This is a genomic window from Novosphingobium pokkalii (assembly GCF_014652855.1).
In the GTDB taxonomy this organism is placed as follows: domain Bacteria; phylum Pseudomonadota; class Alphaproteobacteria; order Sphingomonadales; family Sphingomonadaceae; genus Novosphingobium; species Novosphingobium pokkalii.
The window spans coordinates 65145-90101 of sequence record NZ_BMZP01000006.1 but is presented as its reverse complement, the minus strand read 5'-3'; the positions used below and the strand labels follow the sequence as shown (position 1 = coordinate 90101).

Annotated in this window: 20 protein-coding genes and 1 tRNA gene; 13 read left to right on the top strand and 8 right to left on the bottom strand. The window is 66.2% G+C overall.

Annotated elements, in window-relative coordinates:
* The first annotated feature begins 192 nt into the window (after positions 1 to 192).
* The 3 genes from IE191_RS08050 to IE191_RS08040 all read left to right on the top strand — a co-directional run bounded on the left by IE191_RS08050 (position 193) and on the right by IE191_RS08040 (position 3647).
* Complete coding sequence (locus IE191_RS08050; protein ID WP_191323858.1) at positions 193 to 2118, top strand: methyl-accepting chemotaxis protein; 1926 nt, start codon at positions 193 to 195, stop codon at positions 2116 to 2118.
* Between the two features lie 51 nt (positions 2119 to 2169).
* Entirely contained in the window at positions 2170 to 3249 is a 1080-nt protein-coding gene (gene aroC / locus IE191_RS08045) for a chorismate synthase (RefSeq protein ID WP_191323857.1), read from the top strand.
* A 113-nt stretch (positions 3250 to 3362) separates the two neighbouring features.
* On the top strand, positions 3363 to 3647 hold the full coding sequence (locus tag IE191_RS08040) for a hypothetical protein (RefSeq protein ID WP_191323856.1): 285 nt from the start codon (positions 3363 to 3365) through the stop codon (positions 3645 to 3647).
* A 76-nt stretch (positions 3648 to 3723) separates the two neighbouring features.
* Here IE191_RS08040 and IE191_RS08035 read toward each other — a convergent pair whose 3' ends face one another.
* A complete protein-coding gene (locus tag IE191_RS08035) occupies positions 3724 to 6504 on the bottom strand; it encodes a TonB-dependent receptor plug domain-containing protein (RefSeq protein WP_191323855.1) in 2781 nt (926 codons plus the stop codon).
* Positions 6505 to 6738: 234 nt separating this feature from the next.
* On the opposite strand from IE191_RS08035, the gene IE191_RS08030 reads away from it, so the two are divergent.
* Positions 6739 to 8673 carry an isoaspartyl peptidase/L-asparaginase gene (locus IE191_RS08030; RefSeq protein WP_229815190.1) on the top strand — a complete coding sequence of 645 codons (1935 nt, stop codon included), beginning with the start codon at positions 6739 to 6741 and terminating at the stop codon, positions 8671 to 8673.
* An 83-nt stretch (positions 8674 to 8756) separates the two neighbouring features.
* Here IE191_RS08030 and msrA read toward each other — a convergent pair whose 3' ends face one another.
* On the bottom strand, positions 8757 to 9284 hold the full coding sequence (gene msrA, locus IE191_RS08025) for a peptide-methionine (S)-S-oxide reductase MsrA (RefSeq protein WP_191323853.1): 528 nt from the start codon (positions 9282 to 9284) through the stop codon (positions 8757 to 8759).
* 140 nt (positions 9285 to 9424) lie between these two features.
* Between msrA and aguB the strand changes: the two genes are divergently transcribed.
* From aguB to IE191_RS08005, 4 genes are all read left to right on the top strand, one after another.
* Positions 9425 to 10279 (top strand): N-carbamoylputrescine amidase, encoded by an 855-nt coding sequence (aguB, locus tag IE191_RS08020; RefSeq protein WP_191323852.1) that lies wholly within the window; start codon positions 9425 to 9427, stop codon positions 10277 to 10279.
* 7 nt (positions 10280 to 10286) lie between these two features.
* Positions 10287 to 10805, top strand: coding sequence for a 2-amino-4-hydroxy-6-hydroxymethyldihydropteridine diphosphokinase (folK, locus tag IE191_RS08015; RefSeq protein WP_191323851.1), 519 nt, complete (start codon positions 10287 to 10289; stop codon positions 10803 to 10805).
* A 32-nt stretch (positions 10806 to 10837) separates the two neighbouring features.
* Positions 10838 to 10913, top strand: a tRNA-Lys gene (locus IE191_RS08010).
* Between the two features lie 328 nt (positions 10914 to 11241).
* Positions 11242 to 11508, top strand: a complete 267-nt coding sequence (locus tag IE191_RS08005) for a hypothetical protein (RefSeq protein WP_191323850.1) — start codon at positions 11242 to 11244, stop codon at positions 11506 to 11508.
* A gap of 53 nt (positions 11509 to 11561) precedes the next feature.
* Here the strand turns inward: IE191_RS08005 and IE191_RS21025 are convergent, their stop codons facing one another.
* Together IE191_RS21025 and IE191_RS08000 are read right to left on the bottom strand one after the other, a co-directional pair.
* The gene (locus IE191_RS21025; RefSeq protein WP_229815189.1) at positions 11562 to 11708 is read right to left on the bottom strand and encodes a hypothetical protein; all 147 of its coding nucleotides are present in this window, start codon (positions 11706 to 11708) and stop codon (positions 11562 to 11564) included.
* Positions 11709 to 12161: 453 nt separating this feature from the next.
* Complete coding sequence (locus IE191_RS08000) at positions 12162 to 13148, bottom strand: NAD(P)H-dependent flavin oxidoreductase (RefSeq protein ID WP_191323849.1); 987 nt, start codon at positions 13146 to 13148, stop codon at positions 12162 to 12164.
* Between the two features lie 169 nt (positions 13149 to 13317).
* Here IE191_RS08000 and IE191_RS07995 point away from each other — a divergent pair, with 169 nt between their 5' ends.
* The gene (locus tag IE191_RS07995; RefSeq protein ID WP_229815188.1) at positions 13318 to 13695 is read left to right on the top strand and encodes a c-type cytochrome; all 378 of its coding nucleotides are present in this window, start codon (positions 13318 to 13320) and stop codon (positions 13693 to 13695) included.
* Positions 13696 to 13881: 186 nt separating this feature from the next.
* Here IE191_RS07995 and IE191_RS07990 read toward each other — a convergent pair whose 3' ends face one another.
* Both IE191_RS07990 and IE191_RS07985 read right to left on the bottom strand, forming a co-directional pair.
* Positions 13882 to 15318: a porin gene (locus IE191_RS07990; RefSeq protein ID WP_373299266.1), complete on the bottom strand. Its 1437-nt coding sequence runs from the start codon at positions 15316 to 15318 to the stop codon at positions 13882 to 13884.
* 619 nt (positions 15319 to 15937) lie between these two features.
* Complete coding sequence (locus IE191_RS07985) at positions 15938 to 16909, bottom strand: PQQ-dependent catabolism-associated beta-propeller protein (RefSeq protein ID WP_191323848.1); 972 nt, start codon at positions 16907 to 16909, stop codon at positions 15938 to 15940.
* A gap of 137 nt (positions 16910 to 17046) precedes the next feature.
* Between IE191_RS07985 and pedF the strand changes: the two genes are divergently transcribed.
* The 4 genes from pedF to IE191_RS07965 all read left to right on the top strand — a co-directional run bounded on the left by pedF (position 17047) and on the right by IE191_RS07965 (position 21341).
* On the top strand, positions 17047 to 17484 hold the full coding sequence (gene pedF / locus IE191_RS07980; protein ID WP_191323847.1) for a cytochrome c-550 PedF: 438 nt from the start codon (positions 17047 to 17049) through the stop codon (positions 17482 to 17484).
* A gap of 9 nt (positions 17485 to 17493) precedes the next feature.
* Positions 17494 to 18339, top strand: a complete 846-nt coding sequence (locus tag IE191_RS07975; RefSeq protein WP_373299272.1) for a substrate-binding periplasmic protein — start codon at positions 17494 to 17496, stop codon at positions 18337 to 18339.
* Between the two features lie 408 nt (positions 18340 to 18747).
* The gene (locus IE191_RS07970) at positions 18748 to 20514 is read left to right on the top strand and encodes a methanol/ethanol family PQQ-dependent dehydrogenase (protein ID WP_373299265.1); all 1767 of its coding nucleotides are present in this window, start codon (positions 18748 to 18750) and stop codon (positions 20512 to 20514) included.
* 179 nt (positions 20515 to 20693) lie between these two features.
* On the top strand, positions 20694 to 21341 hold the full coding sequence (locus IE191_RS07965) for a response regulator (RefSeq protein WP_191323846.1): 648 nt from the start codon (positions 20694 to 20696) through the stop codon (positions 21339 to 21341).
* 162 nt (positions 21342 to 21503) lie between these two features.
* On the opposite strand, the gene IE191_RS07960 is transcribed toward IE191_RS07965, so the two are convergent.
* Positions 21504 to 23762, bottom strand: coding sequence for a hybrid sensor histidine kinase/response regulator (locus IE191_RS07960; protein ID WP_191323845.1), 2259 nt, complete (start codon positions 23760 to 23762; stop codon positions 21504 to 21506).
* Positions 23759 to 24934: an FIST N-terminal domain-containing protein gene (locus IE191_RS07955; RefSeq protein WP_373299264.1), complete on the bottom strand. Its 1176-nt coding sequence runs from the start codon at positions 24932 to 24934 to the stop codon at positions 23759 to 23761. The genes IE191_RS07960 and IE191_RS07955 overlap by 4 nt, the downstream gene beginning before the upstream one ends.
* Between the last annotated feature and the right edge of the window lie 23 nt (positions 24935 to 24957).

Genomic DNA, 24957 nt, shown 5'->3' with positions numbered 1-24957 from the left:
GCGGCCTTGCCTGCGTTGGCCAGCCCTCACACGCGATCGAACAGGGCACTGCAATAGCGTGAAATCCTGATCGGGCATTTGCCTGAAATTCGCCAAGCCTGCCTAAATCACGCTGCCAGCAAACCACAAAACAGATCCCCCGTGTCGCACCCGTGTCCTGCTTTCGCGCGTCCTGTCTCGGGAGAAATCCGCATGCTTTTTGCCAAGCCAGTCTCGATCCGGCAGAGCGTCATGCGCTGCGTCGGCGCCCTGGTGGCGATCTGCCTGGTGCAGATTGCCGTGTCCACCTCGTTGCAAGTGATGATGCAGCGCCATGCGCGCCACCTGGCCACGTCCGCCTGGGTGCTGCGCACGCAGATGTATGGCGACATGAAGCACGACGCGAGCGAAAGCGACGTGTTCCGCATCAAGGATGCCGTGCAACGCAACGATGCCACGGCCCGCAAGGCGGAGCTGGACAACTTTGCGGCCGATATCGGTGCGCTGGAAAAGTCCTATGCAGAGGTTTTCGCCGCGCCGCACGAGGCCGGCGAGCAGGCCCTGTTTGCCGAAACCGAGACGCGGCAAAAGGCCTATGCGGCGGCGGCGCGCGCGCTGGTGGAGCAGATCAACGCCGGCTCTACCGATCTCCACAGGGCGCAGCAGACCTTTACCGATGCGTTCGACGCTTTCCAGCAGGTGCAGGACAAGCTTGGCTTGCAGATGCAGGACGATATCGCCGCCGATGGCGATGCCTCACGCTGGCTGATGGACGCGGGGCTGGGGGTGACGCTGCTGATGGTCGTCCTGCTGGCCGCGACGGTGGCCTGGGTGGTGCGCCACGTGCGGCATGACGTGGTGCAGCCGCTGTCCGGCGTGACCACCATGCTGCGCGCCATGGCCGGCGGGGACTATTCGCAGGCTATCGTGGGCGATCCTCAGGGCAGCGAAGTGGCGCAGATCGAGGCAGCGGCCGCCGTGTTCCGCCAGACCGCGCTGGCCAAGCGGGACACCGATGCGGCCCAGGAACAGGTGGTCGGGGCACTGGCCAAGGGGCTTGAGCGGATGGCCGCCAAGGATCTGGAATATCGCATCAGCGAACCCTTTGCGCCCGATTTCGAGCCCTTGCGCGCCACGTTCAACCAGACCCAGGCGACGCTGGCCGGCGCGCTCGGCTCGGTGCGGGTGGGCGCCTCTTCGCTGGCGCGCACCGTGGGCGAAATCAGCGGCGCGGCCGAAGACCTGGCCCAGCGCAACGTGCGCCAGGCCGCCACGCTGGAGGAAACCGCCGCCGCCGTGCGCCAAGTGACCACGGGCGTGCGCGACACCGCCAGCCGTGCCGGCGATGTCAGCCGCCAGGTGGCCGAAGCGCACAAGCAGGCGAGCGAAGGCGGTGAAGTGGTCACCCGCGCTGTTACCGCGATGGCTGCGATCGAGGGATCGTCGCAGGAAATCAGCCAGATCATCGGGGTGATCGACGGCATTGCGTTCCAGACCAACCTGCTCGCGCTCAACGCCGGGGTGGAAGCGGCGCGCGCCGGGGATGCCGGCAAGGGCTTTGCCGTGGTCGCCACCGAAGTGCGCGCTCTGGCCCAGCGCAGTGCGGACGCGGCCAAGGACATCAAGGAACTCATCGCGAAGTCGGGCGCGCATGTGGCCGATGGCGTGGCGCTGGTGCGCGAAACCGGTGACATCCTCGGGCTGATCCTGGACCGGGTGGGCGCGATCAACGGCGTGGTCGCTGACATTTCCGGCACGGTGGAGGGCCAGGCCCATACCATCGGCCAGGTCAACGATGCGGTGGGAGAGATGGACCGCGCCACCCAGCAGAACGCCGCGATGGTCGAGGAGACCAGCGCCGCCACCCGCGCGCTTGCGGCCGAGGCGGCCAAGCTTTCGGAACTGGTCGGCAGCTTCCGCACGCGCAACGTGGAAACCCGCGCCCAGGGGCGGCCCGAGGATCGCCGCGATTCGCTGAGCGGCGTGGTCATCCAGGGCATCGCGCGCAATGTGCCCGGCCCACGAGTGGTGCGCGTGTCCACGCCGCCTGACACGGCCCCGGCCCTGCCACCGCCGCCGCCGCCGCCGCCGCCAGCTCCGGCCAAGGTGGTAGGTGGCGAAGACTGGGACGAGTTCTGACCGACTCCAAGCGGTGGACATTTGCCACGGCTTGGGACAGAGCCGGGCGCCATGAGCATCAATTCCTTCGGACACCTGTTCCGCTTCACCACCTGGGGGGAAAGCCATGGGCCGGCGCTGGGCGCCGTGGTGGATGGCTGCCCGCCGGGGCTGGCGATCGACGAAGGCATGATCCAGCCCTATCTCGACGCGCGCCGTCCCGGCCAGTCGCGCTTTACCACGCAGCGGCAGGAGCCCGACCAGGTCAGGATCCTGTCCGGCGTGTTCGAGGGGCGCACCACCGGCACGCCGATCAGCTTGCTGATCGAGAACACCGACCAGCGCTCCAAGGACTATTCCGAAGTGGCCAAGGCCTATCGCCCCGGCCATGCCGACTATGCCTATGATGCCAAGTATGGCTTTCGCGACTATCGCGGCGGCGGGCGTTCTTCCGCGCGCGAAACCGCCGCGCGGGTGGCGGCCGGCGGCGTGGCGCGGCTGGTGATCCCCGAAGTGACGATCCTCGCCTGGGTCAGCGCGATCGGCGGCGATGCCATCGACATGGCCAATTTCGATGCCGCGCAGATTGGCCAGAACCCCTTCTTCTGCCCCGATGCCCAGGCTGCCGCGCGCTGGGAAGGCCTGGTGGACCAGGCGCGCAAGGCCGGTTCCTCGCTCGGCGCCGTGGTGGAATGCGTGGCCACGGGCGTACCCGCTGGCTGGGGCGCGCCGCTCTACGCCAAGCTCGATGCCGAGCTTGCCCATGCGATGATGGGCATCAACGCGGTTAAGGGCGTGGAAATCGGCGATGGCTTTGCCGCCGCTGCCAACACCGGCGAAGGCAATGCCGATCCGATGCGCCCGGCCGATGACGGGCGCAACGCCGGGCCGCAGTTCCTGGCCAACCACGCCGGTGGCATTGCCGGCGGCATTTCCACCGGCCAGCCGGTGACCGTGCGGGTGGCGTTCAAGCCGACCTCCTCGATCCTCACTCCGATGCCCACGATCACCCGCGAGGGCGAAGCGACGGAGCTGTTTACCAAGGGCCGCCACGACCCTTGCGTGGGCATTCGCGGCGTGCCGGTGGTGGAAGCGATGATGGCGCTGGTCCTGGCCGACCAGAAGCTGCTGCATCGCGGGCAGTGCGGGTAACGATCCGGCAGCCGAGATCCTGAACGCTGGTCCACCGAGCCGTTCAGACGGGGAACATTCTGAAACGCGCAAACATTCCTTCTTCACGTTGAGGACCTGACGGAGGAAGAACCATGTTTGCCAAACTGACCAAGATCGCGGGCGCGGCACTTGCTGCCGCCCTGCTCGTGCCGACTGCCGCAGAGGCCCACCCTGACCGCTGGGACCACGGCCACCGCTGGGAACAGCGCGGGCCTGATCATCGCGGCTGGGATCGCCGTGGGTGGGGCCAGAGGGGGTGGGAGCACCGCCGCTGGGAAAGCCATCGCTGGGACCGCGCCCGCTGGGAGCGTCGCGGCTATTACCGCGATTGCCGCATCGTCTGGCGCCATCACGAGCGCGTGCGCATCTGCCGCTGAGTGGGTGAAACACAAAGGGCAGGGTGCCACGACACCCTGCCCTTTTTTTGGGCCTTTTTTCACTGGACGCGGTTCGTTACAGGCCCTTGCCGCCCAGCTTCCACGTCAGTTGCACGAAGAAGCTGCGCCCCACGCCATCGAACCACGAGATGTCATAATAGGGATAGCTGCCATAGGTGGGGTCCACGTTCGGGCTGGTGTCGAACAGGTTGGTCACCGTGCCTGACAGTTGCAGGTAGTCGGTCAGCTTGTACTGCGCTGACAGATTGAACGTGGTCGTCGCGTCGATATAGGCGTTCTCGTCGTAATTGGGCAGGCGGCCCAGGCGCTGGCCCTGCAAGGTCGTGGTGAAGCGGCCGTTGACGAGGGTCAGGCTGGCCGTGCCCTTGTCGCGCGGGATGTCATAGCCGCTGTCGTAGGCCAGCTTGTTGATCAGCGCGTCGCCCTGGTACTGGCGGAACGTGTGGTTGAACACATAGGTATAGCCCAGCGCAAAGCTGAGGAAACCCAGACCCCGGATTTCCGGCGCGCGCCAGTGGAACGCCACGTCGATCCCGTCGGTCTGCTCGCGTGCCACGTTGATCGGGTTGACATAGACCCCCTGCAACTGCCCGGCAAACGCGCCAGAGGCATAGCGCTGCACGCGGGCGATGGCATCGAGGCAGGTGGGTGAGCTGGCGTTGACCGCCGAGCCCGAAGCCGTTTCGCCCAGCACGCAATCGGATTCGCGGCGCAGCAGCTCGTCCTTGCTCAGGTCCAGCACCTGGTTTTCCAGCGTCACCTTGAAGTAATCGACCGAGAGGTCGACACTGCGATCGGGCTGCCAGAACACCCCGGCGTTGATCGACCGGCTGGTTTCAGGCTTGAGCTGGCGATTGCCGGTGCGGTGGCTGGTGATGCCCACTTCATAGTCGTCGCAATCGCTGTAGCTGGCGCCAGCGTTCTCGCGGCGGCAGGTCAGGTAGTCGATGCCATCGGGGTGGGTGTCGCCATTGCCGGAGAACACATAGTGCAGGTCCGGCGCGCGGAAGCCGGTGCCCATGGCGCCGCGCAGCAGCAGGCGGCTGGTCGGGCGCAGTTCGGCGCCCAGGTTCCAGGTCGCCTTGCCAAAGCTGTTGTCCACCACGTGGAAGTGGTCATAGCGCGCCGCGCCCGACAGTTGCAGGAACGAAAGCACCGGCACGCGCAATTCGCCGCCCAGTGCCCAGTGGCGGCGGCTGCCCTTGCCGTCGCTGTCGGTCAGGCCGACGTAATAGTGCTCCAGCGCCTTGGGATCGGGCCGCAGGTCATAGCCCTGGCCGCCATATTCCCCCACCAGCGCCACGCCCACCGGCCCGGCGGGCAGGCGCAGCACTTCGCCGTTGGTCAGGCTGAACGCCAGGTTGTCGGTATAGGAGCGAGGCTTGTAGATCGCGTTTTCGGTGATCGAATTGTATTCCGCTGTGGTCAGCGGGGTGTAGAGCCGCGTCGGGTCGGCCGAAAACACGGCATAGCCGCTGTCTTCGTCCACGCCCTGCTGCTGCCCCAGGAACAGGGCATTGGCCTTGGAAATCACCACTTGCGGGAAGGAAACCTTGCTGCGGTATTCCGAGTGGTTGAACGACAGCTCATAGGCCCAGGCCTGGTTCTTGCCGAACTTGCCGCGCAGGCCAGGCGTGATCGTGAAGCTGATCGAGCGATTGCGTGTCATCCCGTTCTGCAAACCGCCCATTTCCTCGGGCGTGAACTGGCGATACCAGTTGTCGAGCTTGGTGGAATTGAGGCTGGTGGGCATCAGCGTGTTGTAGAACGTGCCCTCCTGGTTGCCGTCGGCGGTCTCGTAATACCAGGTCAGCACGTCGGGCAGCAGCGCCACCTTGCTGTAGCTCGCCTGGAAGTCGGTGAACAGTTCCATGCCATTGGGCAGGTCCAGCCCGATCGCGCCGAAGGCATTGACCGATTTGCGTTCCGAAATCATCGTGCCATAGGCGATCGAGCTGTTCGATCCGCAGTAATAGCCCGGCCCGCCATCGGCGCCATAGCGCGGGCGGCTGGTGTAGATCGTGCTCCCGCCGTTGAGGCCCGACAGGCTGGCGCAGGTCGCCGCGCCGGGATCGAGGTAATCGGTATATTCGTCGGTGCGCAGGAACGTGCGCCGCGCCAGGCCGCCGGTGGGATCATCCAGCACCGAATCCTGCCGCGCGCGCTGGTATTGCCACAGCGGCTTCTGATAGAGGCCTTCCACGCCGATCACGCCGTGAAACGCTCCGGCATTCCACCCGGTGGTCAGCGTCAGGCGATGCGAAGCGCCGCCGCCGTGCTGCGTGTCGCCATAGCGATAGTCGATGCGCGTGCCGTCGACGCTTTTCTTGAGCTGGAAATTGACCACGCCCGAAATCGCGTCGGAGCCGTAGATGGCCGAAGCGCTGCCGCTCAGCACTTCCACCCGCTCGATCAGGCCCACGGGGATGTTGGAAATGTCGGTGAAGTTGCTCTGCCCGTTGAATGGCAGCGGGAAATCGGCAATGCGCCGCCCGTTGACCAGCACCAGCGTGTGGTTGGGGCCGAGCCCGCGCAAGTCCACCTGCTGCGCGCCGGGCGTGAAAGCGGCGCCGTTGCCCGATTGCTGGCTCTGCGTCTCGCCACCGTTCTGCGTCAGCGCGCGCAGCAGGTCCGGCACGGATTGATAGCCGTTGCGCAGGATGTCTTGCGCGGTCACGGCGGTAACCGGCGCCGGCCCTTCCAGTTCCACGCGCGGAATGCGGCTGCCCAGCACCACGATCGCGCTTTCGGGCGGCGTCTGGGTGCCGGTGTCAGGTGTGGCAGGAAGGGCGGTGATCGCGGGCGTCGCTTGCTGCGCCTGGCCCGCTCCGGCCATGGCCAAGGCGCTCCATGCTCCACCCACAACCAACCAAGCTCTTGACATGCGCATTGTTGACAGCCCCCTGTGATCGCGCTTCGATGGCTTGCTTATGATTGCAAATGACAGGCATCTGCAACGTCAAATCGCCAATTAATTCAGTATCAATCGCAACTGTTACACGCTAACCACAGCGGCAGACGGCAAAATGAGGGTTTGAAAATGCAGTTTTGGCGCAGGGGGTTGATCACAGTGTCGGGTGTGCTCGCGCTGATCGGCAGCGGCGCGGCCCATGCTTCGGAGGCTGGCTATACCCGCTATGTCATCGGCGATCTGGCCGCGCCCACCCCGGCCAAGGTGGCCCCCGGCCTGCTGCTCGCCGGCGGCGGTGAGTGGGATACGCAGGCCTTCCGCTGGTTCGTCGCCCAGGCCGGGCACGGCCATATCGTGGTGCTGCGTGCCTCGGGCGCGGGCGATGCCGGCGATGAATTCATGCACAGCATCGGCGGCGTGACCTCGGTGGAAACCTTCGTGTTCGATGATCGCAAGGCCGCCAGCGATCCGGTCGTGCTCAATGCCGTGGCCAAGGCCGATGGCGTCTACATCGCCGGCGGGGACCAGGCCCGCTATGTCCGTTATTGGCAGGGCACGCCGCTCACCGTCGCGCTCGACAAGCTGGCCGCCAGCGGCCGCCCGATCGGCGGTACCAGCGCCGGCCTCGCCATCCTGGGCGGTCACGTCTATGGCGCGATGGACGGTGGCAGCGCCACGTCCGGCCCGGCCCTGCGCGATCCGCTGGGGGCGGGCGTGACCATGGTGGAGGATTTCCTTCACCTGCCGCGCATGGCCCATGTCGTCACCGACACCCACTTCACCCGACGCGACCGGCTTGGCCGCCTCGTCGCCTTCGTCGCCAAGACCCGCGCCACCACGGCCGACAAGGCCGCGATCGGCCTCGGCGTGGACGAAGGCGCCTCGCTGATTGTCGATGGCGCCGGGCTGGCCCGGCTGAAAGGCCCGGCAGGCACCTATGCCTGGCTGGTCCAGCCCGCGGGTGCGCCCGTCGCCAAGCCCGGCCAGTCGCTCGACTGGGCGGCGATCCAGGTCACCGGCATCGGGCCCGGCAGCACGCTGGACCTCAACACGCTGCGCGTGACTGCCCCCGCCTTTGCCGGCACGGCCAGCGTCAAGGGCGGCCGGCTTTCCGGCGTGCCCTATCCGGCCGATGCGGGCTGGTCGCTCGCCATCCACGGCGGCGCCGGCGCTGCGCCGCGCGGGGAAACGACGCCGGCCGAAGACGCGGCCTATCGCGCCGGGCTCAACGCCGCGCTGGCGGCTGGCTCCGCCGTGCTCAAGGCCGGTGGGTCGAGCCTCGATGCCGTCGAAGCGGCGGTGCGCGTGCTGGAAGACGATCCGCAGTTCAACGCCGGGCGCGGCGCGGTGTTCGATGCCGAGGGCAAGAACTACCTCGATGCCGCGATCATGGATGGCAGCACCGGGGAAGCCGGCGCCGTGGCGCAGCTTACCACCACCAAGAACCCGGTCCGTGCCGCCCGCGCGGTGATGGAGCATTCGCGCCATGTGCTCTTGGCCGGGGCAGGGGCCGACCAGTTCGCCCGAGAACAGGGCATCGAGCAGGTCGATCCCAAGTATTTCTTCACCGCCAAGCGCTGGCAGGACTATCTCGACTGGAAGAAGGAGCACGTCAGCGCTCTCTCTCCGCGCGTGCTCGATGCCACGCCGCGAGCCGAGCATCGCTATGGTACGGTGGGCGCCGTGGCGCGTGACGTGCATGGCCATCTCGCCGCCGCCACCTCCACCGGTGGCCTGACCGGCAAACGGTGGGGGCGCATCGGCGATACCCCGCTGATCGGCTCGGGCACCTATGCCATCGACAACACCTGCGCCGTTTCCGCCACCGGCACCGGCGAATACTTCATCCGGCAATCCGCCGGTCGCCAGGTCTGCGACCGCATCGCCTGGCGCGGCGAAAGCGTGGCCGAAGCCGCGCAGGACACCATCGACGAAATCGCCGAGATCGGCGGCGATGGTGGCCTGATCGCGATGGACCGCGATGGCCATGTCGGCTTCGCGCTCAACACCGCCGGCATGTTCCGCGGCTCGGTCAGCAGCAAGCAGGCGCCGCAAGTGGCCATCTACGCCGACGAGAAACCCACCCACCCATAGTGGAAAATCTCCCCCTCCTCTTCAGAGGAGGGGGCCGGGGGGTGGTGCGAAACCGCACTCAACCGCGCATTACCGCGCCGTCCTCACCCCTTCACCTTGGCGGCAAAGCTCTTGCGCAATTTCATCAGCTTGGGCGGAATGACCGCCAGGCAATAAGGATTGCGCTGGCCTTCGCCTTCCCAATATTCCTGGTGATAGTCCTCGGCCGGATACCACGGCGCCACCGGCTCGATGCTGGTCACGATCGGCGCATCGCGCTCGGCCTGTGCCCGCGCGATCGCCGCGCTGGCTTCGCTTTCCTGCGCTTCGTCCAGCGGGAACAGCGCCGAGCGATATTGCGTGCCCACATCGTTGCCCTGGCGGTTGAGCTGCGTTGGATCGTGGGTGGCAAAGAAGATGTCGAGCAACTGGCCATAGTCGATCACCGCGGGGTCAAAGGTCACCCGGATCGCCTCGGCATGGCCGGTGGTGCCGCTGCACACCTGCTTGTAGGTGGGATTTTCGGTGGTGCCGCCGATATAGCCGCTCTCCACGTTGGACACGCCGATGACATCGCGGAACACCGCCTCGGTGCACCAGAAGCAGCCGCCGGCAAGAATGGCCTGCGCCATAAACAACCCTTTCTGCAAGATTTGCCGCCCAGATAGGAACGGCCTGCGCGCCTGTCATCCTCTTGCAAGCGAATTGGCTCTTGCGGGCGAATTGGCCGCTGTCGTTGAATTGACACGCCCAAGCGCATAGATGCTGGCCCATGACCCAGCTTTCCGTGGCCGCGCTCCAGCTCGCGCTCAACTCGCCCGATGCGGCAGACAACATCGCCGCCGTTTCCGCCCTGGTGGAGCAGGCTGCCGCGCAAGGCGCGCAGGTGGTGCTGCCGCCCGAACTCTTTGCCGGCCCCTATTTCTGCGTGACCGAGGACGAAGCGCGCTTTGCCCTGGCCCATCCGCTGGACAGCGATCCTTCGGTCAAGGCCATGCAGAAGCTGGCCAAGCGCCTGGGCATCGCCATTCCCACCAGTTTCTTCGAGCGGGAAGGGCCGCACTATTACAACACCCTGGCGATGATCGATGCCGATGGCGAGATCATGGGCACCTATCGCAAGAGCCACATTCCCGATGGCCCGGGCTACGAGGAAAAGTATTATTTCCGCCCCGGCAACACCGGGTTCAAGGTGTGGGACGTGTTCGGCACGCGCATCGGCGTGGGCGTGTGCTGGGACCAATGGTATCCCGAGTGCGCGCGCGCCATGGCCCTGATGGGCGCGCAAGTGCTGTTCTATCCCACGGCCATCGGCAGCGAACCCTACGACGCCGATCTCGACACCAGCCGCGTCTGGCGCCGCGCGATGCTCGGCCATGCCGCGTCCAACTGCATGCCGGTGGTCGCCGCCAACCGCATCGGCGTGGAGGAAAACGACCAGGCCTTCTACGGCCACAGCTTCATCGCCAACGAATGGGGCGATTTCCTGGCCGAATACGGCGCGGCGGAAAGCGGCGTGCTGGTCGCCACGCTCGATCTCGCTGCGGCCGCGCGCCATCGCGCCGGCATGGGCTTCTTCCGCGATCGCCGCCCGCAACTCTACACGCGCCTGGCGCAGGATATCTGACCGCGCGATGGCCCCTGCCGCCGCCCCGCCGCATCAGTACCTGATCGCCCTGGGTTCCAACGTGCGCCATGCGCGCCACGGTGCCCCGGCCCAGGTGCTGCGCGCGGCGGCGCGCGCGCTCGACGATGCGGGCCTCGCGGTCAGGGCACTCTCGCCGATCATCGCCAGCGCGCCGCTCGGCCCATCGCGCCGCCGCTATGCCAATGCCTGCGCGGTGATCACCACGCCGCTCGAGCCGGCGCAACTGCTCGCCCGCCTGCAAGGCCTGGAACACCGCTTCGGCCGCGTCCGCCGCGGCGCCCCGTGGCGGGCGCGCACGCTCGATCTCGATATCGTGCTGTGGTCGGGCGGGGCGCTGGCCGATATCCACGCCAACCTGGTGATTCCCCATCCAGCCTGCCGCCAGCGCCCCTTCGTGATGGGCCCGGCCATGCGCATCGCCCCGGACTGGCGCGACCCGCTCACAGGTTTGGCCACAAAACACCTGGCTTCCCGCTTGACCCGCCGCCGCCCCGCCCCTAGGTGAGCGCACCAACCACGCGCCACGCGGCGCCACGGGGGCCCTTAGCTCAGTCGGTAGAGCAACTGACTTTTAATCAGTAGGTCGCTGGTTCGAATCCAGCAGGGCTCACCACCTCCGCCCAGAACGCCTTGCGCAGCGGCCCGGCCTCTTTAGGCCGTTCTTGGCTCGTGCCCGCTCAGCGGTTGCTGGCTGTCTTGTATCACATTGTTATTCCTCTCTCGTGCCCTGGCTGCTGCGGAGAACCGACGCGCGTGCCGGTCTGGTGGGCCGTTCATACCCAAATTGGAGGATTGTTAACTTTCGTAAATTGCCTTAAGGAAGTGTCCGGAAAACAACAAGAAATGTTGCGTCCTCGCCAATCCTTCCCGGGTTGTGCGAGCCCTTCTTGTCGCCAGCCTTCGAGGAAACGATGGACAGAAACTGGACTGAATTGGCGTGGTTGGAATGGACGCCCCCGGACGAGGGGCTTGCTCCCCGTGTCAGTGGGTTTCAGCGCATCGGCAGTGTGCGGCCCGAAGCCCTCGCCAAGATCATGCTCATGCTGCTGCGCTGGGACACGCAGGATCGCAGCATTTTCCGCGTGGTGACGGAAAGCGGGGCCGTGATCGGCGGGGATGCGGTGGAAAGCGTGGCGCGCGAGCCGGGTTTTCCGTTTCGCTTGCCACAGCCCAAGCCGGACGTGGCTGCCGTGTCGATCCAGGCCTGAAGAGAAAGGTCGGGCGGCGGCTTGGCCGCCGCCGGAATCAGCCCACTATCAGGTCAACCCACCATCTGGGCGACGGCGTCGCGCAGTTCCTGGCGGCTGAGAATGCCCGGAGCGCGGGTGACACGGGCAACGCGCGGGGTTGCGGGCAGGCCGTGGGGGGTATGTAGCTTGGTGGGGGTATGGGAATAAGTCGTATTCATCTTGTCTCTGTTTCTTGAATCAGGGCGTCGCGAGGCATCTGCGCGGGCCGGTCGGGTGGGCAATCGGCCCGATCCGATCCAGCGCGGGGCGCACAGGCCTCACAATGAGGTCATGAGCAATTGGTTCAACGCCTGGCCGGTCTTTTGTGCAGGCAGAGCAGCAGGATGGAGCCATCCATCCGCGCGCCACACACACCTTGAGAAGGCGGCCAGGGAATCGCTGTTCCGTGGGGGATGCTAGAGCGCCGATGTTTCGATTTCGCGAAACGGCCCATCCGTCGGGAAACGCAGGATCACAGCGTTCGTTACAGCGGGATGGGGCAATCCGAAACAACAGCAAGACAAGCTTGCCAAGGCGTTCGAATGTCGGCCGGGCGCGGGTCTACGCCGCCAGCACCGCGTCATATGGGCCTCGCCGCCCGATTTGTCAACAGCTTGCCGGCCGGCGCCGGTTCAGGCCACCGCCGGCGCGGCCAGCATGGCGCCCATCCGGCGGGTCATGATCGCCTCTGCATCGGCAATGATGCGGCTGACCAGTTCGGCCACGGTGGGCACGTCGTGGATCAGACCCTGGACCATGCCGGCGGTCCAGATGCCATGCTCGGGATCGCCCGAGATCAGTCCCTCGCGGCCGCGCGCGCCTTTCACGAGGTGGGCGATCGCCTCGAACGGGTTGCCTTCGCGCTCGATCCGTACCGCTTCCTCGGCCACGCTGTTGCGCGCGACGCGGGCCGTGTTGCGATAGCTGCGGAACAGCAGGGCCGTGGCGCGTTCGTCGTTGGCGACGATCGCCTGCTTGATGCCATCGTGAATCGGCGCTTCTTGCGTGGCGCAAAAGCGGGTGCCCATGTTGATCCCCTCGGCGCCGAGCGCGAGCGCGGCGACAAGCCCGCGCCCGTCGCCAAAACCGCCCGAGGCGATGATCGGGATCGTCACCTTTTCGGCCGTGGCGGGGATCAGGATCAGGCCGGGAATATCGTCCTCGCCGGGGTGGCCCGCGCATTCGAAGCCGTCGATCGAAATGGCATCCACACCCATGCGCTGCGCGGAAAGCGCATGGCGCACCGCCGTGCACTTGTGGATCACCTTGACGCCGGCGGCCTTGAACGCGGCGACATGCTCGTCAGGGCGATGGCCGGCGGTCTCCACTGCCGTGATCCCGCTTTCGATGATCGCCTGGCGATATTCGGCATAGGGCGGCGGCGTGATGGCAGGCAGGATCGTGAGGTTCACGCCGAAGGGCTTGTCGGTCATGCTGCGGCAGCGGGCGATTTCCTTGACCAGCGCCTCGGGCGTCGGCTGGGTCAACGCGGTGAGGAAGCCCAGCGCCCCGGCCTCGGCCACGGCCGAAACCAGCTCCGCCGTGCCGACCCACTGCATCCCGCCCTGGGCAATCGGGTGCTCCACGCCGAACAGTTCGGTAAAGCGGGTCTTGATCATCGCGGCGGCCATCCTCTGTCCGTGTTTGCGCGGCAGTCTGCCAGCACGGCATGGCTCTTGTCAATTAACCAACCAACTAAATGAGCGCCCGGTTCGACCAATAGTCCAATATCGGCCGAGCGGGCATCGTGGCAGGGCTGGCGGAAAGAGACCGTGGAGTGGAGAAGTTATGTCGAAACGCCTGAATGTTCCTGCGCTTGCCCCGGCGCTCGCCGCCGCACTGCTGATCGCCGGCACTGCCCATGCCGGGCCGGCGCCGGCCACTTGGGCGCGCTGCGCGGTGTGCCATGATGCCACCAAGGGCGGCCCCAACAAGATCGGCCCCAATCTCTATGGCGTGGTCGGCAAGAAGGCGGGCACGCATGCCGCTGGGTTCAAGTATTCCGATGGGCTCAAGAAATCCGGCCTGACCTGGAATGCCGCCACGCTCGACAAGTGGATCGAGAATCCGCGCGCGCTGGTGCCCAATACCATGATGGCGTTCCCCGGCCTGAAAGATCCGGCCAAGCGGGCCGAACTGGTCGGCTATCTCACCAGCCTGAAATAGCTTTCTTTCCGGATCGCAAACCGGGCAGGGCTGGGTGTCATGCGCCACCTGGCCCTTTTTGCTGCATGGCCCAATTCGCAAAACAAAAGGCCGGCCAGCCCGGGGAATTGGGCTGGCCGGCCAAGGCCCGGCGCCTGGAGAGCAAGCGCCGGGACGTGGTTGATCGGGTTCCGGGTAAAGGGCCGATCAGAAGAACAGGATGCCACCCAGCGCCAGCGTGTCGGACTTGGCGCTGTTTCCGTTGTGGGCCTGCGCCTTGGCCGAGACATATTCGCCGATCAGCGTGACCCAGCTCGTCAGGCCATAGCGGACCTGGCCCACATAGCTGCTGTTCTTGGCCACCAGCGTGGGCGTAGTGGCGGCATCGATGGCATTGGCGAAGTTCAGCCGGCTTTCGCCATAGCTGCCGCCGACCGAGACTTTGCCGAACGTGGCCATGGCCTGGGCATAGAAGCCGTGGCTGTCGCGCGCATGGCCCAGGCCATCGCTGTCGAACAGGTTGAGCACGGTCGTGCCCAGGCCCGAGGCGGTGTAGTAATAGCCCACGGCCGTGACCGGGCCGGCGGTCAGCTTGGCGCCCAGGTCCAGGCCCTTGCCGGTATAGGCCAGCGTGCGGTTGAGGGTGTCATGCTTTTGCGTGATGCCCGAGACCCACAGGTGCGCGCCCACCGGCCCGACCTTGCCGTCGTAGGTCAGCTTGGCCTGGAAGCCGGGGCTGCCGTTCTGCTCGGCCGGGCCGGTCAGCGAGCTGAGCGGCTGGAACACGCCGAACGCTGCCTTGAAGCCGGAAAGCGAAGGCGTGGTATAGGTGATCTGCGGCTGGAAATCGGTGTAGATATAGCCCGAGCCGATGCGGCCCAGCGTGGTGTTGGCCGGGGCCACATTGCCGCCCGGCGCACCCGAAGACAGCAGCGTGATGTCATTCAGGATCGCGTCGGAGCCGAACAGGCCGATGTCGCGCCCGATCTTCACTTCGCCAAAGCCGGCGCGGCCGAAGGTCAGGTAGGTTTGGCGGAAATCGATGCCGGCGGTGGCCAGCGCGGTCGGCTGCCCGCCATTGTTCGCGCCCAGCGCGCCCCAGGCCGCGCTGTTGATGCCCGGATACATGCCGAAGTGTGCGCCCACGTCCCAGCCGCCCTGGTGCGTGGTGGCCTCCACTTTCAGGAAGCCGGGCAGCAGGCCGTTGCGCACCGAAGAGGTGCTGTTGCCTCCGACATTGGCAATGCCGCCGGTCACCGCCGTGCGGGCCGAGGCGGTCTGCGGATTGTCGTGCACATAGAACCCGTTGACCGAACCGGAGAAGCTGAGCGTCACGTCGCCCACTTCGAGGCCCACGCCGCTGGCCGTGCGGCGCACGAAGCGGTCGCTGTCGGGCGCGGCCGCAGGGGCCGGCGCGGCCGCAGGGGCCGGCGCGGCGGCTGGCGCAGGCGCAGGCGCAGCGTTCTCGGCCTCGTCCTCGCGCAGCAATTGCTGGTATTCCTCGTCGGACAGGATGCCCTTTTCGTGCAGTCGCTTGAGCAGCGCGGCCGAAGTGCCGGCCATGGCGGGCGTGGCGCCCAGCGTGATCCCGAGTGCAATCGTCGTGGCGAGCATCGTGCCCGCCAGCCCCTTGTGAGCCTTCATTTGTCCATCCCCTGCCATCGTTTTCTTGCCCCAAAGGGCAGGATCAAACGATGCGCCGGGCCGCGTCAGCGCGAAATTGGACTATGGTTCTCGTTCCAAGGAACTAAGAGGTCCTCCCCCACATCGTGGGGGAGGTGGCAGCCCGCAGGGCTGTCGGAGGGGGCATGTCGGCTTCTTGCGCCGAGCAATCACCAACGCCAAAGCGCAAGGATTGCTCGTCAACCCGTCTACGGACGAGGTTCAGCGACGCCATTTGCATGGCAATGGCAGCGGCTCAAAAATTTGAAAAATGGTATTTCGCGCAGAGGCGCCGAGATGACATTTTCTCGGCGCCTCTGCGCGAAATCAATTATGCTGCCCGAACGGCTGTAACCGAGGTTTGATGCGTAACCGTTGGAAGGTCAGGAAAGGGAGGGCAAGCTGCCTTGGCTCAAACCACTGAGCAGGACCCCGGATCAAGTCCGGGGTGACGAGAAAGTTTTTTGATCTTAATGTTTTAACGTCACCCCGGACTTGATCCGGGGTCCTGCTTTGACGTTGAATGGCAAAATTCGCAGTCTACAAGAGCACCGTATCCGGAACGACCGCATAAAAATCTATCAACCCCAATTCCGCCCCATCAATCCCCCACCACCGCCCCCCAGGGTGCCACCCCCGCCGGCACCGTGGCCACGGTCTTGCCTGCCACCAGGTCCACCACCGAAATATCGTTCGAAAGGCCGTTGGCGGTATAGGCCCGCGTACCATCGGCGTTGAGCGCCAGGTGCCACACGCGCTTGCCCACCGGGATCGTGGCTTTCACCGTGCGGCTGGCCACGTCGATCACGGCGATGCGGTCGGCGCGGCCCAGCGCGACCACGGCGGTCTTGCCATCGGGGGTGAAGCGGATGCCGCAGGGCATGATCTTGTAATCCTGCACGCCCGGGATCGCGAAGTGGATCGTGGCGGTGATCGCGCGGGTCTTGGGATCGGCGATCTGCACCACGCCGCCCACTTCGGCGGCGATCCACAGTTCCTTGCCATCGGCGGTGAATTCCACGTGGCGAGGGCGCTTTTCGGTCTCCATCGTCGACACCACCTGATGCGTGGCCAGGTCGATCCAGCTTACCGCGTTGTCTTCCTCTGAAGTCACCACCAGCCATTGGCCATCCGGGCTTTGCGCGATGCCTTCGGGTTCCTTGCCGACGGAAACCTGGAACGCCACGCGGCCGCTGGCGAGGTCGATCGCACTGACGGCGGCGTCGTTTTCATTGGCCACGAACACGGTCTTGCCATCCTGGCTCAGGAAGAACTGCTCCGGGTCCTGCCCGGCGCCGATCTCGCGCAGGATTGTGCCGGTCTGGCGGTCGATCACTTTCACCGCGTTGTCGTTGCTCACGCAGACCAGCACGAAGCGGCCGTCCTTGCTCAAGGTGATGCCGCGCGGCCGCTCGCCCACCGGCCAGGTGGCGATGGGCTTGGCCGTCGCGCCGTCGATCACGCTGATCGTGTTGCCGCGCTCGTTGCTGACATAGACGGTCTGTGCCTGCGCGGCGGCCAGGGGCACTATCGCGGCGAATGCGGCCAGGGCCGCGCATGCAATCGAGCGCATCGCTATCATCCTCTTCCAGGCCAACACGTTATCCGCCCCGTGCGCGCATGGGCATTCGACCAAAGGTCAATTTCTCCAAGCCTCTGCATGGTTCACACCATGGCCAGACGATAAACACTGGGAAAGGGATGGATGCGATGAAGTTCACCGGACGACTGGCGCTGAGCGCGGCAGCCGGGGTTTTTGCCCTTGCCGGCGCCACGCATCTTCTGGCCCATGGCGATGTCACGCCCCAGCCAGTGGACACGACCGCGCTGCCCGATATCCAGCCCAACAACGACACCTGGTTGCAGCACAATCCCTATCGCGGCAATGCCAAGGCGATCGAGATCGGCCAGCATGCCTATGCCCAGAACTGCGCGCGCTGCCATGGCATCGATGCCATTTCCGGCGGCATCGCCCCCGATCTGCGCTATCTGGAGCTGGGCGATTCCGGAGACGAATGGTTCGTGCAGCGCTATCACCACGGCTCGGTGCGAGACGGGAAGGTCTACATGCCGCCGATGGGCGAGATCCTGGGGCAGAAGGCCGGCTGGGCGATTCGCGCCTGGCTCGAAACCGTGCACGAGGAATAAGCCGTGGCGCTGACCCGCCGCGCCATGATCGCCGGCCTAGGCGCCGCCATGGTTCTGCCCCGCGCTGTCGAGGCAGCACCCCTGGCCAAGGTCAAGGCCAACGGCATGCTGCGCGTGGCGATCTATCAGGACAACGCGCCGTGGTCGTGGGAAGAAGGCGGCCAGATCAAGGGGATCGATGCCGATCTGGGCCGGGCCCTGGCCGCAGCCCTGGGCGTGAAAGCAGACCTGGCGATCTTTCCCGCCGGCGAAAGCGTGGAAGATGATCTGCGCAACGCCGTCTGGCGGGGCGGCTTGCTGGGCTTCCAGGCGGCCGATGTCATGCTGCACGTGCCGTTCGATCCGGCCTTTGCTGCGCAGCAGGACCAGGTCGCGATCGTTGCACCCTATGCGCGCGAGCGCTTCGGGCTGGCCTGCGCCACGGGCAGGGGCCTCGAATGCGAAGGTCTGCCGGTGGCGTTCAAGGGGCACAAGCTGGCCGTGGAAGTGGCCACGATCCCCGATTACTACCTGATGGGCCAGTTCGGCGGCGCTCTGGCCAGGGATGTGACGCACTATCCCAATGGCGCTTCGGCCGTTTCGGCGCTGGTCAAGGGCGAGGCGGACGCCGCCATGGCGACCAATGCCCAGTTGGAATATGGCCTGAAAGATGCAGGCAAGGGCTTTGCGCGCCGCAAGGGGCCGCTGCCGATGATGACCAGCCCCGGCTGGGACGTGGGCATGGCGGTGAAGGAAGCCAGCCGCACGCTGGGTGATGCGCTGGAAGAAATCGTCGGCCAGATGCAGAAGGATGGCCGCCTGGCCGCGCTGTGCCAGCCTTATGGCGTGGCTTGGCAGGCGCCGTTGGCGGGGTAGGTTAGCCGGCCTCGGGCGGGCCTTTCACTCCCCCTCCTCTTCAGAGGAGGGGGTTGGGGGGTGGTGGAAACCTGGCACAAGGCTTCGCACCACCCCCGACCCCTCCTCTGAAGAGGAGGGGAGAGCGCCGCCGAATCTGCTCGGTTTTCCGTTCGCCCTGAGCTTGTCGAAGGGCCTGTCCTGAGCCTGTCGAAGGAGCACCAGCGCCACGCCATGCTGCACCAGCCATCCGCAGCAAACCTAGTGCCAAGGTCCAATTGCCCGGCCCGCGCGATGGAATAGGGTCTGTATCACAAGGTGGGCGGGGCAGGGGGGGGCACCGGCCGCAGCAAACCCACCATCTGCCCCCAGAATCAACTCAACGTGACCGGCCCGTGCGAGAGGCCGCAACGATCAACCGGAGGTGTGATGATGAAGGGATTTCTCAAGGCGACGGCCGCCTGCGCGCTGGCCCTGATGGTGGCAGCGCCGGCCCTGGCGGACGGGCCAGCCGCTGGCCCTGGCGACGCGGACCTGATGGCCGACGCCACCACCACCGGCGATGTGCTGACCTATGGCATGGGGCCGCAGGCGCACCGGTTCAGCCCGCTTGCCCAGATCAACACCGCCAACGTGGCCAAGATGGTGCCGGCCTTTGCCGCCTCGCTCGGCGGGGAAAAGCAGCGCGGCCAGGAATCGCAGCCAATCGTCTATGACGGCATGATCTATGTCACGGGCTCCTATTCCCGCGTCTTCGCCTTCGACGCGCGCACCGGGGAAAAGCAGTGGGAATACGATGCCCGCCTGCCCGACGGCATCATGCCCTGCTGCGACGTGGTCAACCGTGGCGCTGCGATCTATGGCGACAAGATCATCTTCGGCACGCTCGACGCCCATGTCGTGGCGCTCAACCGCAAGACCGGCAAGGTCATCTGGAACAAGACCGTGGCCGATTACCAGGCCGGCTACAGCCAGACCGCCGCGCCGCTGATCGTCAAGGGCCTGGTCATCACCGGCGTATCGGGCGGTGAATTCGGCGCGGTCGGCGTGGTCGAGGCGCGCGATGTCAACACCGGCGAGCTGGTGTGGACGCGGCCGGTGATCGAAGGCCACATGGGCACCCTGCGCGGACAGCCCAACGGCATGACCGGCAAGCTCAACGCCACTTGGCCGGGCGACTTGTGGAAGACCGGCGGCGGCGCCACCTGGCTGGGCGGCACCTATGACCCGGAAACCAACCTGATCTTCTTCGGCACCGGCAACCCGGCGCCGTGGAACAGCCACTTGCGCCAGGGCGACAACCTATACACCGCCTCCACGCTGGCGATTAACCCCGACAATGGCCAGATCGTCTGGCACTACCAGACCACGCCGCACGATGGCTGGGACTTTGACGGGGTGAACGAATTCATTCCCTTCGATGCCACGATCAACGGCAAGGCGATGAAGCTCGGCGCCAAGGCCGATCGCAACGGCTATTTCTTCGTGCTCGATCGCACCAACGGCAAGTTCATCAGCGCCAGCAAGTTCGTGATGCAGACGACCTGGGCCAACGGCTTCAACGCCAAGACCGGCCGCCCCAACTATATCGACGACAACCGCCCCGGCGCGCCGGACATGGCCGGCGGCAGCGAGGCCAAGGGCAAGACGGTGTTTGCCAGCCCCTCGTTCCTGGGCGGCAAGAACTGGATGCCGATGGCCTATTCGGACCAGACCGGCCTGTTCTACATCCCGTCCAACGACTGGGGCATGGACATCTGGAACACGCCGATCGCCTACAAGAAGGGCGCGGCCTATCTCGGCGCCAGCTTCACGATCAAGCCGATTGCCGAGGATCACATCGGCGCATTGCGTGCCATGGACCCCAAGACCGGCAAGATCGTGTGGGAATACAAGAACAAGGCCCCGCTGTGGGGCGGCGTGATGACCACCGCCGGCGGCCTGGTGTTCACCGGCACGCCCGAAGGGTACCTCAAGGCCTTCGACGCCAAGACCGGCCAGGAACTGTGGAAGTTCAACACCGGCTCGGGCGTGGTCGGTTCGCCGATCACCTGGGAACAGGATGGCGAGCAATATGTCGCTGTCATGTCCGGCTGGGGTGGCGCGGTGCCGCTGTGGGGCGGTGAAGTGGCCAAGACCTTCAAGGAAATCAGCCAGGGCGGCGCGCTCTGGGTGTTCAAGCTGCCCAAGTCATGATGGGCCGGGGCGGAAGCTGGGGGGCTTCCCGCCCCCTGCCCTTCACCGGGGCGCTGGGAACAGTGCCCCGGGCCGTTGCGGGGCCTGCCGGGGAAGGCGGCGGGCTCCGCACACCGCTGCGGGTTCGGCTCGTGGCGGCCCCCTCTTGCATTTCGCCACGGCCGGCCGATAGTGCGGCCATGGCCAATGCCACGCCCGAACGCATCCTGGTTGTCGACGATCACCCGCTGGTGCGCGATGGGTTGCGCAGCCTTCTGGCGATCACGTTCGAGGCCTGCGACATTCTCGAGGCCGCCGGGGTGGAGGAAGCCTGCACCGTGCTTGCCGAACATGGCGAGTGCGACCTGGTCCTGCTCGATCTCAACATGCCCGATGCCACGCGCCTGTCCGGCCTGGTGCAACTGCGCGAGGCCTTTCCGATGGTCCCGGTGCTGATGGTTTCGGGCAGCTTCGATCGCGCCCTGGTGCAGGAAGCGCTTTCGGCCGGCGCGGCCGGTTTCCTGCCCAAGTCGATGAAGCGCGACGGCATCGTCAATGCGCTGCACATGGTCATGGCCGGCGAAATCTACATTCCCGACACCGGCCTGGAAGACACCCCCGCCAGCGCCGAGGAAGCGCAGATCCGCACGCGCATCGACAGCCTGACCCCGCAGCAGAAAGTCGTGCTGCACCACCTCGTGCATGGGCGCCTCAACAAGCAGATCGCCCACGATCTCGATGTGTCGCTGACCACGGTGAAGGCGCACGTTTCCGCCATCCTGCAAAAGCTCGGCGTGTTCAGCCGCACCCAGGCGGTGATCCTGGCCAACCGCGTGCACTTCGACTGAGTTTGGGCAAGCGCCGGGCCCGGGGCTTCGACAAGCTCAGCCCGAACGGATTTCAGAGGTATTTCAAATGCCTCCGTTCGCACTGAGCCTGTCGAAGGGCCTGTCCTGAGCTTGTCAAAGGGCCTGTCCTGAGCTTGTCGAAGGGCGCCAAGCACCGCCCGTTCAGTGCATCATTGTCTGCAACAGCGCGCGCAGTTGCGCCGGCTTGACCGGCTTGCCCAGCAGCGGCAGCTTTTGGCCAGACAGGCGCTCTTTCAATTCCTCGCTGCGGTCGGCCGAAATGATGATCGCGGGCACGCTGCGGCCCAGGCTGGCGCGCACGTCGTGCACTGCCTGGTCGCCGGTTTCCGCATGGTCGAGGTGGAAATCGGCGATGATCACGTCTGGCGCGTCGGCCCCGAGCCGGTCGATCGCGGCCGGGCCACTGCCGGCGACCAGAACCTGGCAGCCCCAGCCGGTGAGCAGCGTTTCCATACCAAGCTGGATCTGGGTTTCATTGTCGATCACCAGGATGCGTCGCCCCTGGATGGCGCGGTCCCGCGTCGGCTTGGCCGGGACCGGGGCGGTATCGGCCTGGCTTTCGCCCAGCGGTACGGTCACGGCAAAGCAGGCGCCCGCGCCGGTGTCGGACGTCAGTTCCAGCGAATGCTGCAACATGGCCGTGGCGCGGCGCACGATGGCCAGGCCCAGCCCCTTGCCGGGGATGCGGTGGCTGTGGTCCAGGCGGCGGAATTCCTCGAAGATGCGCTCCTGCTGGTCGTGGGGGATGCCCGGCCCGGTGTCTGCCACGCTGATCCGCACTTGTCCCGGCGCCGGGCAGTCTGTGCTGACGCGCACTTGCCCGCTCGCGGTATAGCGAATCGCGTTGGACACCAGGTTTTGCAGGATGCGGCGCAACAGGCGCGCGTCGCTGCGCACCCAGACGGGCTCGGCCGCCACGGTAAACGTCAGCCCGGCCGCCCGCGCAGAGGGGGCAAATTCGGTCTGCAAGGTGGCCAGCAGCGCCGCCAGGTTCACGTCGGTGAGGTTGGGCGTGATCGCCCCGGCATCGAGCCGCGAAATCTCGAACAGGGTTTCCAGCAGGTCTTCCACCGAATTGAGCGAGGTGGACGCCTGGTTGACCAGCGCGCGCGTGGGCAGGGCCAGGCGCCGTTCGGTGAGCGCGGCGATGAACAGCCGCGCGGCATTGAGCGGCTGAAGCAAGTCATGGCTGGCCGCCGCCAGAAAGCTGGTCTTGGATCGGTTGGCCATTTCCGCGGCGGTCTTGGCCTCCAGCAGTTGGGCCTCGATCGCGCGGCGTTCGGTCACTTCCGAGGCCAGCCGCCGGTTCAGCGCCGTCAGTTCGGTGGTGCGCTCGGCCACGCGGCGTTCCAGCGTCTCGGCGGTGTCTTGCAACATTTGCCGCGCGGTGGTCGGCTCGGTCACATCGAGGAAACCCACGACCATGCCGCCCAGCGCGGTGGCGGTGGTGCGCACTTCCCAGATGCGCTCGCCCACCTGGCACAGGCGGTTGCGCACGGTGCCTTCGGCCTCGGTGCGCCAGGCCAGCACATCAGCCCCGTCCATCGCCAGGTTCTGCGTACAGAAGCGCACCAGGTCCGCGTGCTGGCCCAGTGCGGTGCTGGCGTCTCCGGCCAGGCCGAGCAGGCGTTGCAGCGCCCCGTTCCAGGCGGTGAGGCGGCGGTCGGCATCGAACATGCAGACCCCTTCCACCAGATTGTCGAGCAAGGCCTGCAACGCGAGGTTCTGCTCGGCCAGGTCGCGGGCACGGGCGCGGGCGTCTTCGGCCTTGGCCTCGGTGATGTCGGTATAGATGCCGACGATGCCGCCTTCGCTGGTGCGCAACTCGTTGATCTGGATCCAGCGGCCATCAGACAGCGCCTGGACATGCCCGCCCGATGCCACGGCATGGCGCGCCAGCCGGTCCGATACCCAGCGGTCGGGCGCGGAAAGGGCACTGGCCGGCCGCCGCTGCTGCGCCACCAGGCTGATGATCTCGTGAAACGTGGGATTTTCGGGCAGCAGTTCGGCCACTTCCGGCCAGAAGCCGGTATAGGCCTCGTTATAGAGCACAAGGCGGTCTTCGGCGTCGAACAGGGCAAAGCCCTCGTTGATCGACTCGATCGCGTCGCGCAGGCGGATCTGCGCCGCTTCCGCCGTGGCATGGGCCTGGGCCAGCTTGGCATTGACCGTGGCGAGTTCGCCCATCGCCTGTTCCAGCGCGCGGGTGCGGTCGCGCACCAGTTGCTCCAGGGTGATCGCGCGCTCGAACATCGAGAAGGCGGAGTGCGACAGGTCGCTCGACCGTTCGACCCGGTCGATCAGCGTGGCGTTGATCTTGCGCAGCTTGCGCAGTTCTTCCTCAAGCTGCGCGATGCGCTGCTCTGGCGCCTGTGACAGGTCGGGCGGGGCGGTGCTCATCGCCCGATGGCCAGCCCGCTGAACGTCTGGTTCACGTGCAGCGCGTGAAACTGTTCGCCATAGGTGTTGAAACCGACCACGCCGTGGCGGCGATAGATTTCCGAAATCGGCCGCCCCAACTGGCGCCGTTCCGCATTGATGCGGTTGAGCACGCAGTCGAACGCGATGATGTGATCGATCTCGCCCACGGCCTCGCGGATTTCCGCCATCGTGGCGTTCAGGCTTTCGAGCTGGTCCACCGGTTCGCCCAGAGTCAGCACGATGCCTTCGTCGATCGCGCAATAGAACGTCAGGCTGCCATCGGCATGGGCGGTCTGCACGGCGCGCACGTGGTAGTCGCCACCGGCACGGACCATCGGCGGGCAGGCGGCAAACAGCGCCGTGTCGGGCTGGCTCGGGTCGATCCCCGCATGGATTTCGCCCACCAGGCGCAAGTATTCCTGCGCTGCCGGTTCGGCATTGATCTCGGTCACGCGGCGCGCGCCGGCATCCGCGCCGGTCACCACCATCTTCACCGCGCCGGGCTTGTAGTGCTGGCGGCGGAACACGTGCAGCGGCCGCGTGGTGGACAGGATCGCCACCACTGCCCCGGCGGCGTGAAACGCCCCGTCGGAATAGATGCCGGTTTCCTTGAACATCAGCCCGTCGCCCGACGATCCGCCGACCAGCGGAATCTCGCCCAAGGCGTCCTGCACGGTCATCGCCAGCAGTTCCTCGCTGTGCGACAGGCCATCGACCAGGAACAGCGCGGCATGGTTGACGCGGCGCCCCATGGCGCGCAGCGCCAGCGTCTCGCTGGCCACTTCCGCCCGCGCCACCAGATCGCGCACGGCCGCCCGCGCCGCACTCGCATCGAAATGGGCCAGATCGTCGAACCGGTGGCTGACCATGTGAAAGCTCTCGGCGGGAAAGCCGATCAGGCTGATCGAATCCTCGTCATAGCCTGCCTCGGTCAGCTCGCCCGAACTGGTGCAGCCGATCATCGGAAAGCGTTCCATTGCCCAGCCGCGCGCGGCGCGGGCCAAGGCCTCGCGGTCATAGCGGTGAGAGCAGAACATGACCGCGCCGGCGAGATGCTCCGGGTCGATGGTACGGCCCATCTGGGCAAAGGCCTCGAAGGGATCGGATGCATGGGATGATGCCACGCCAACCTCGCAGGTGCGAATATCCACGGCACTCTCCCATCGCCGATATT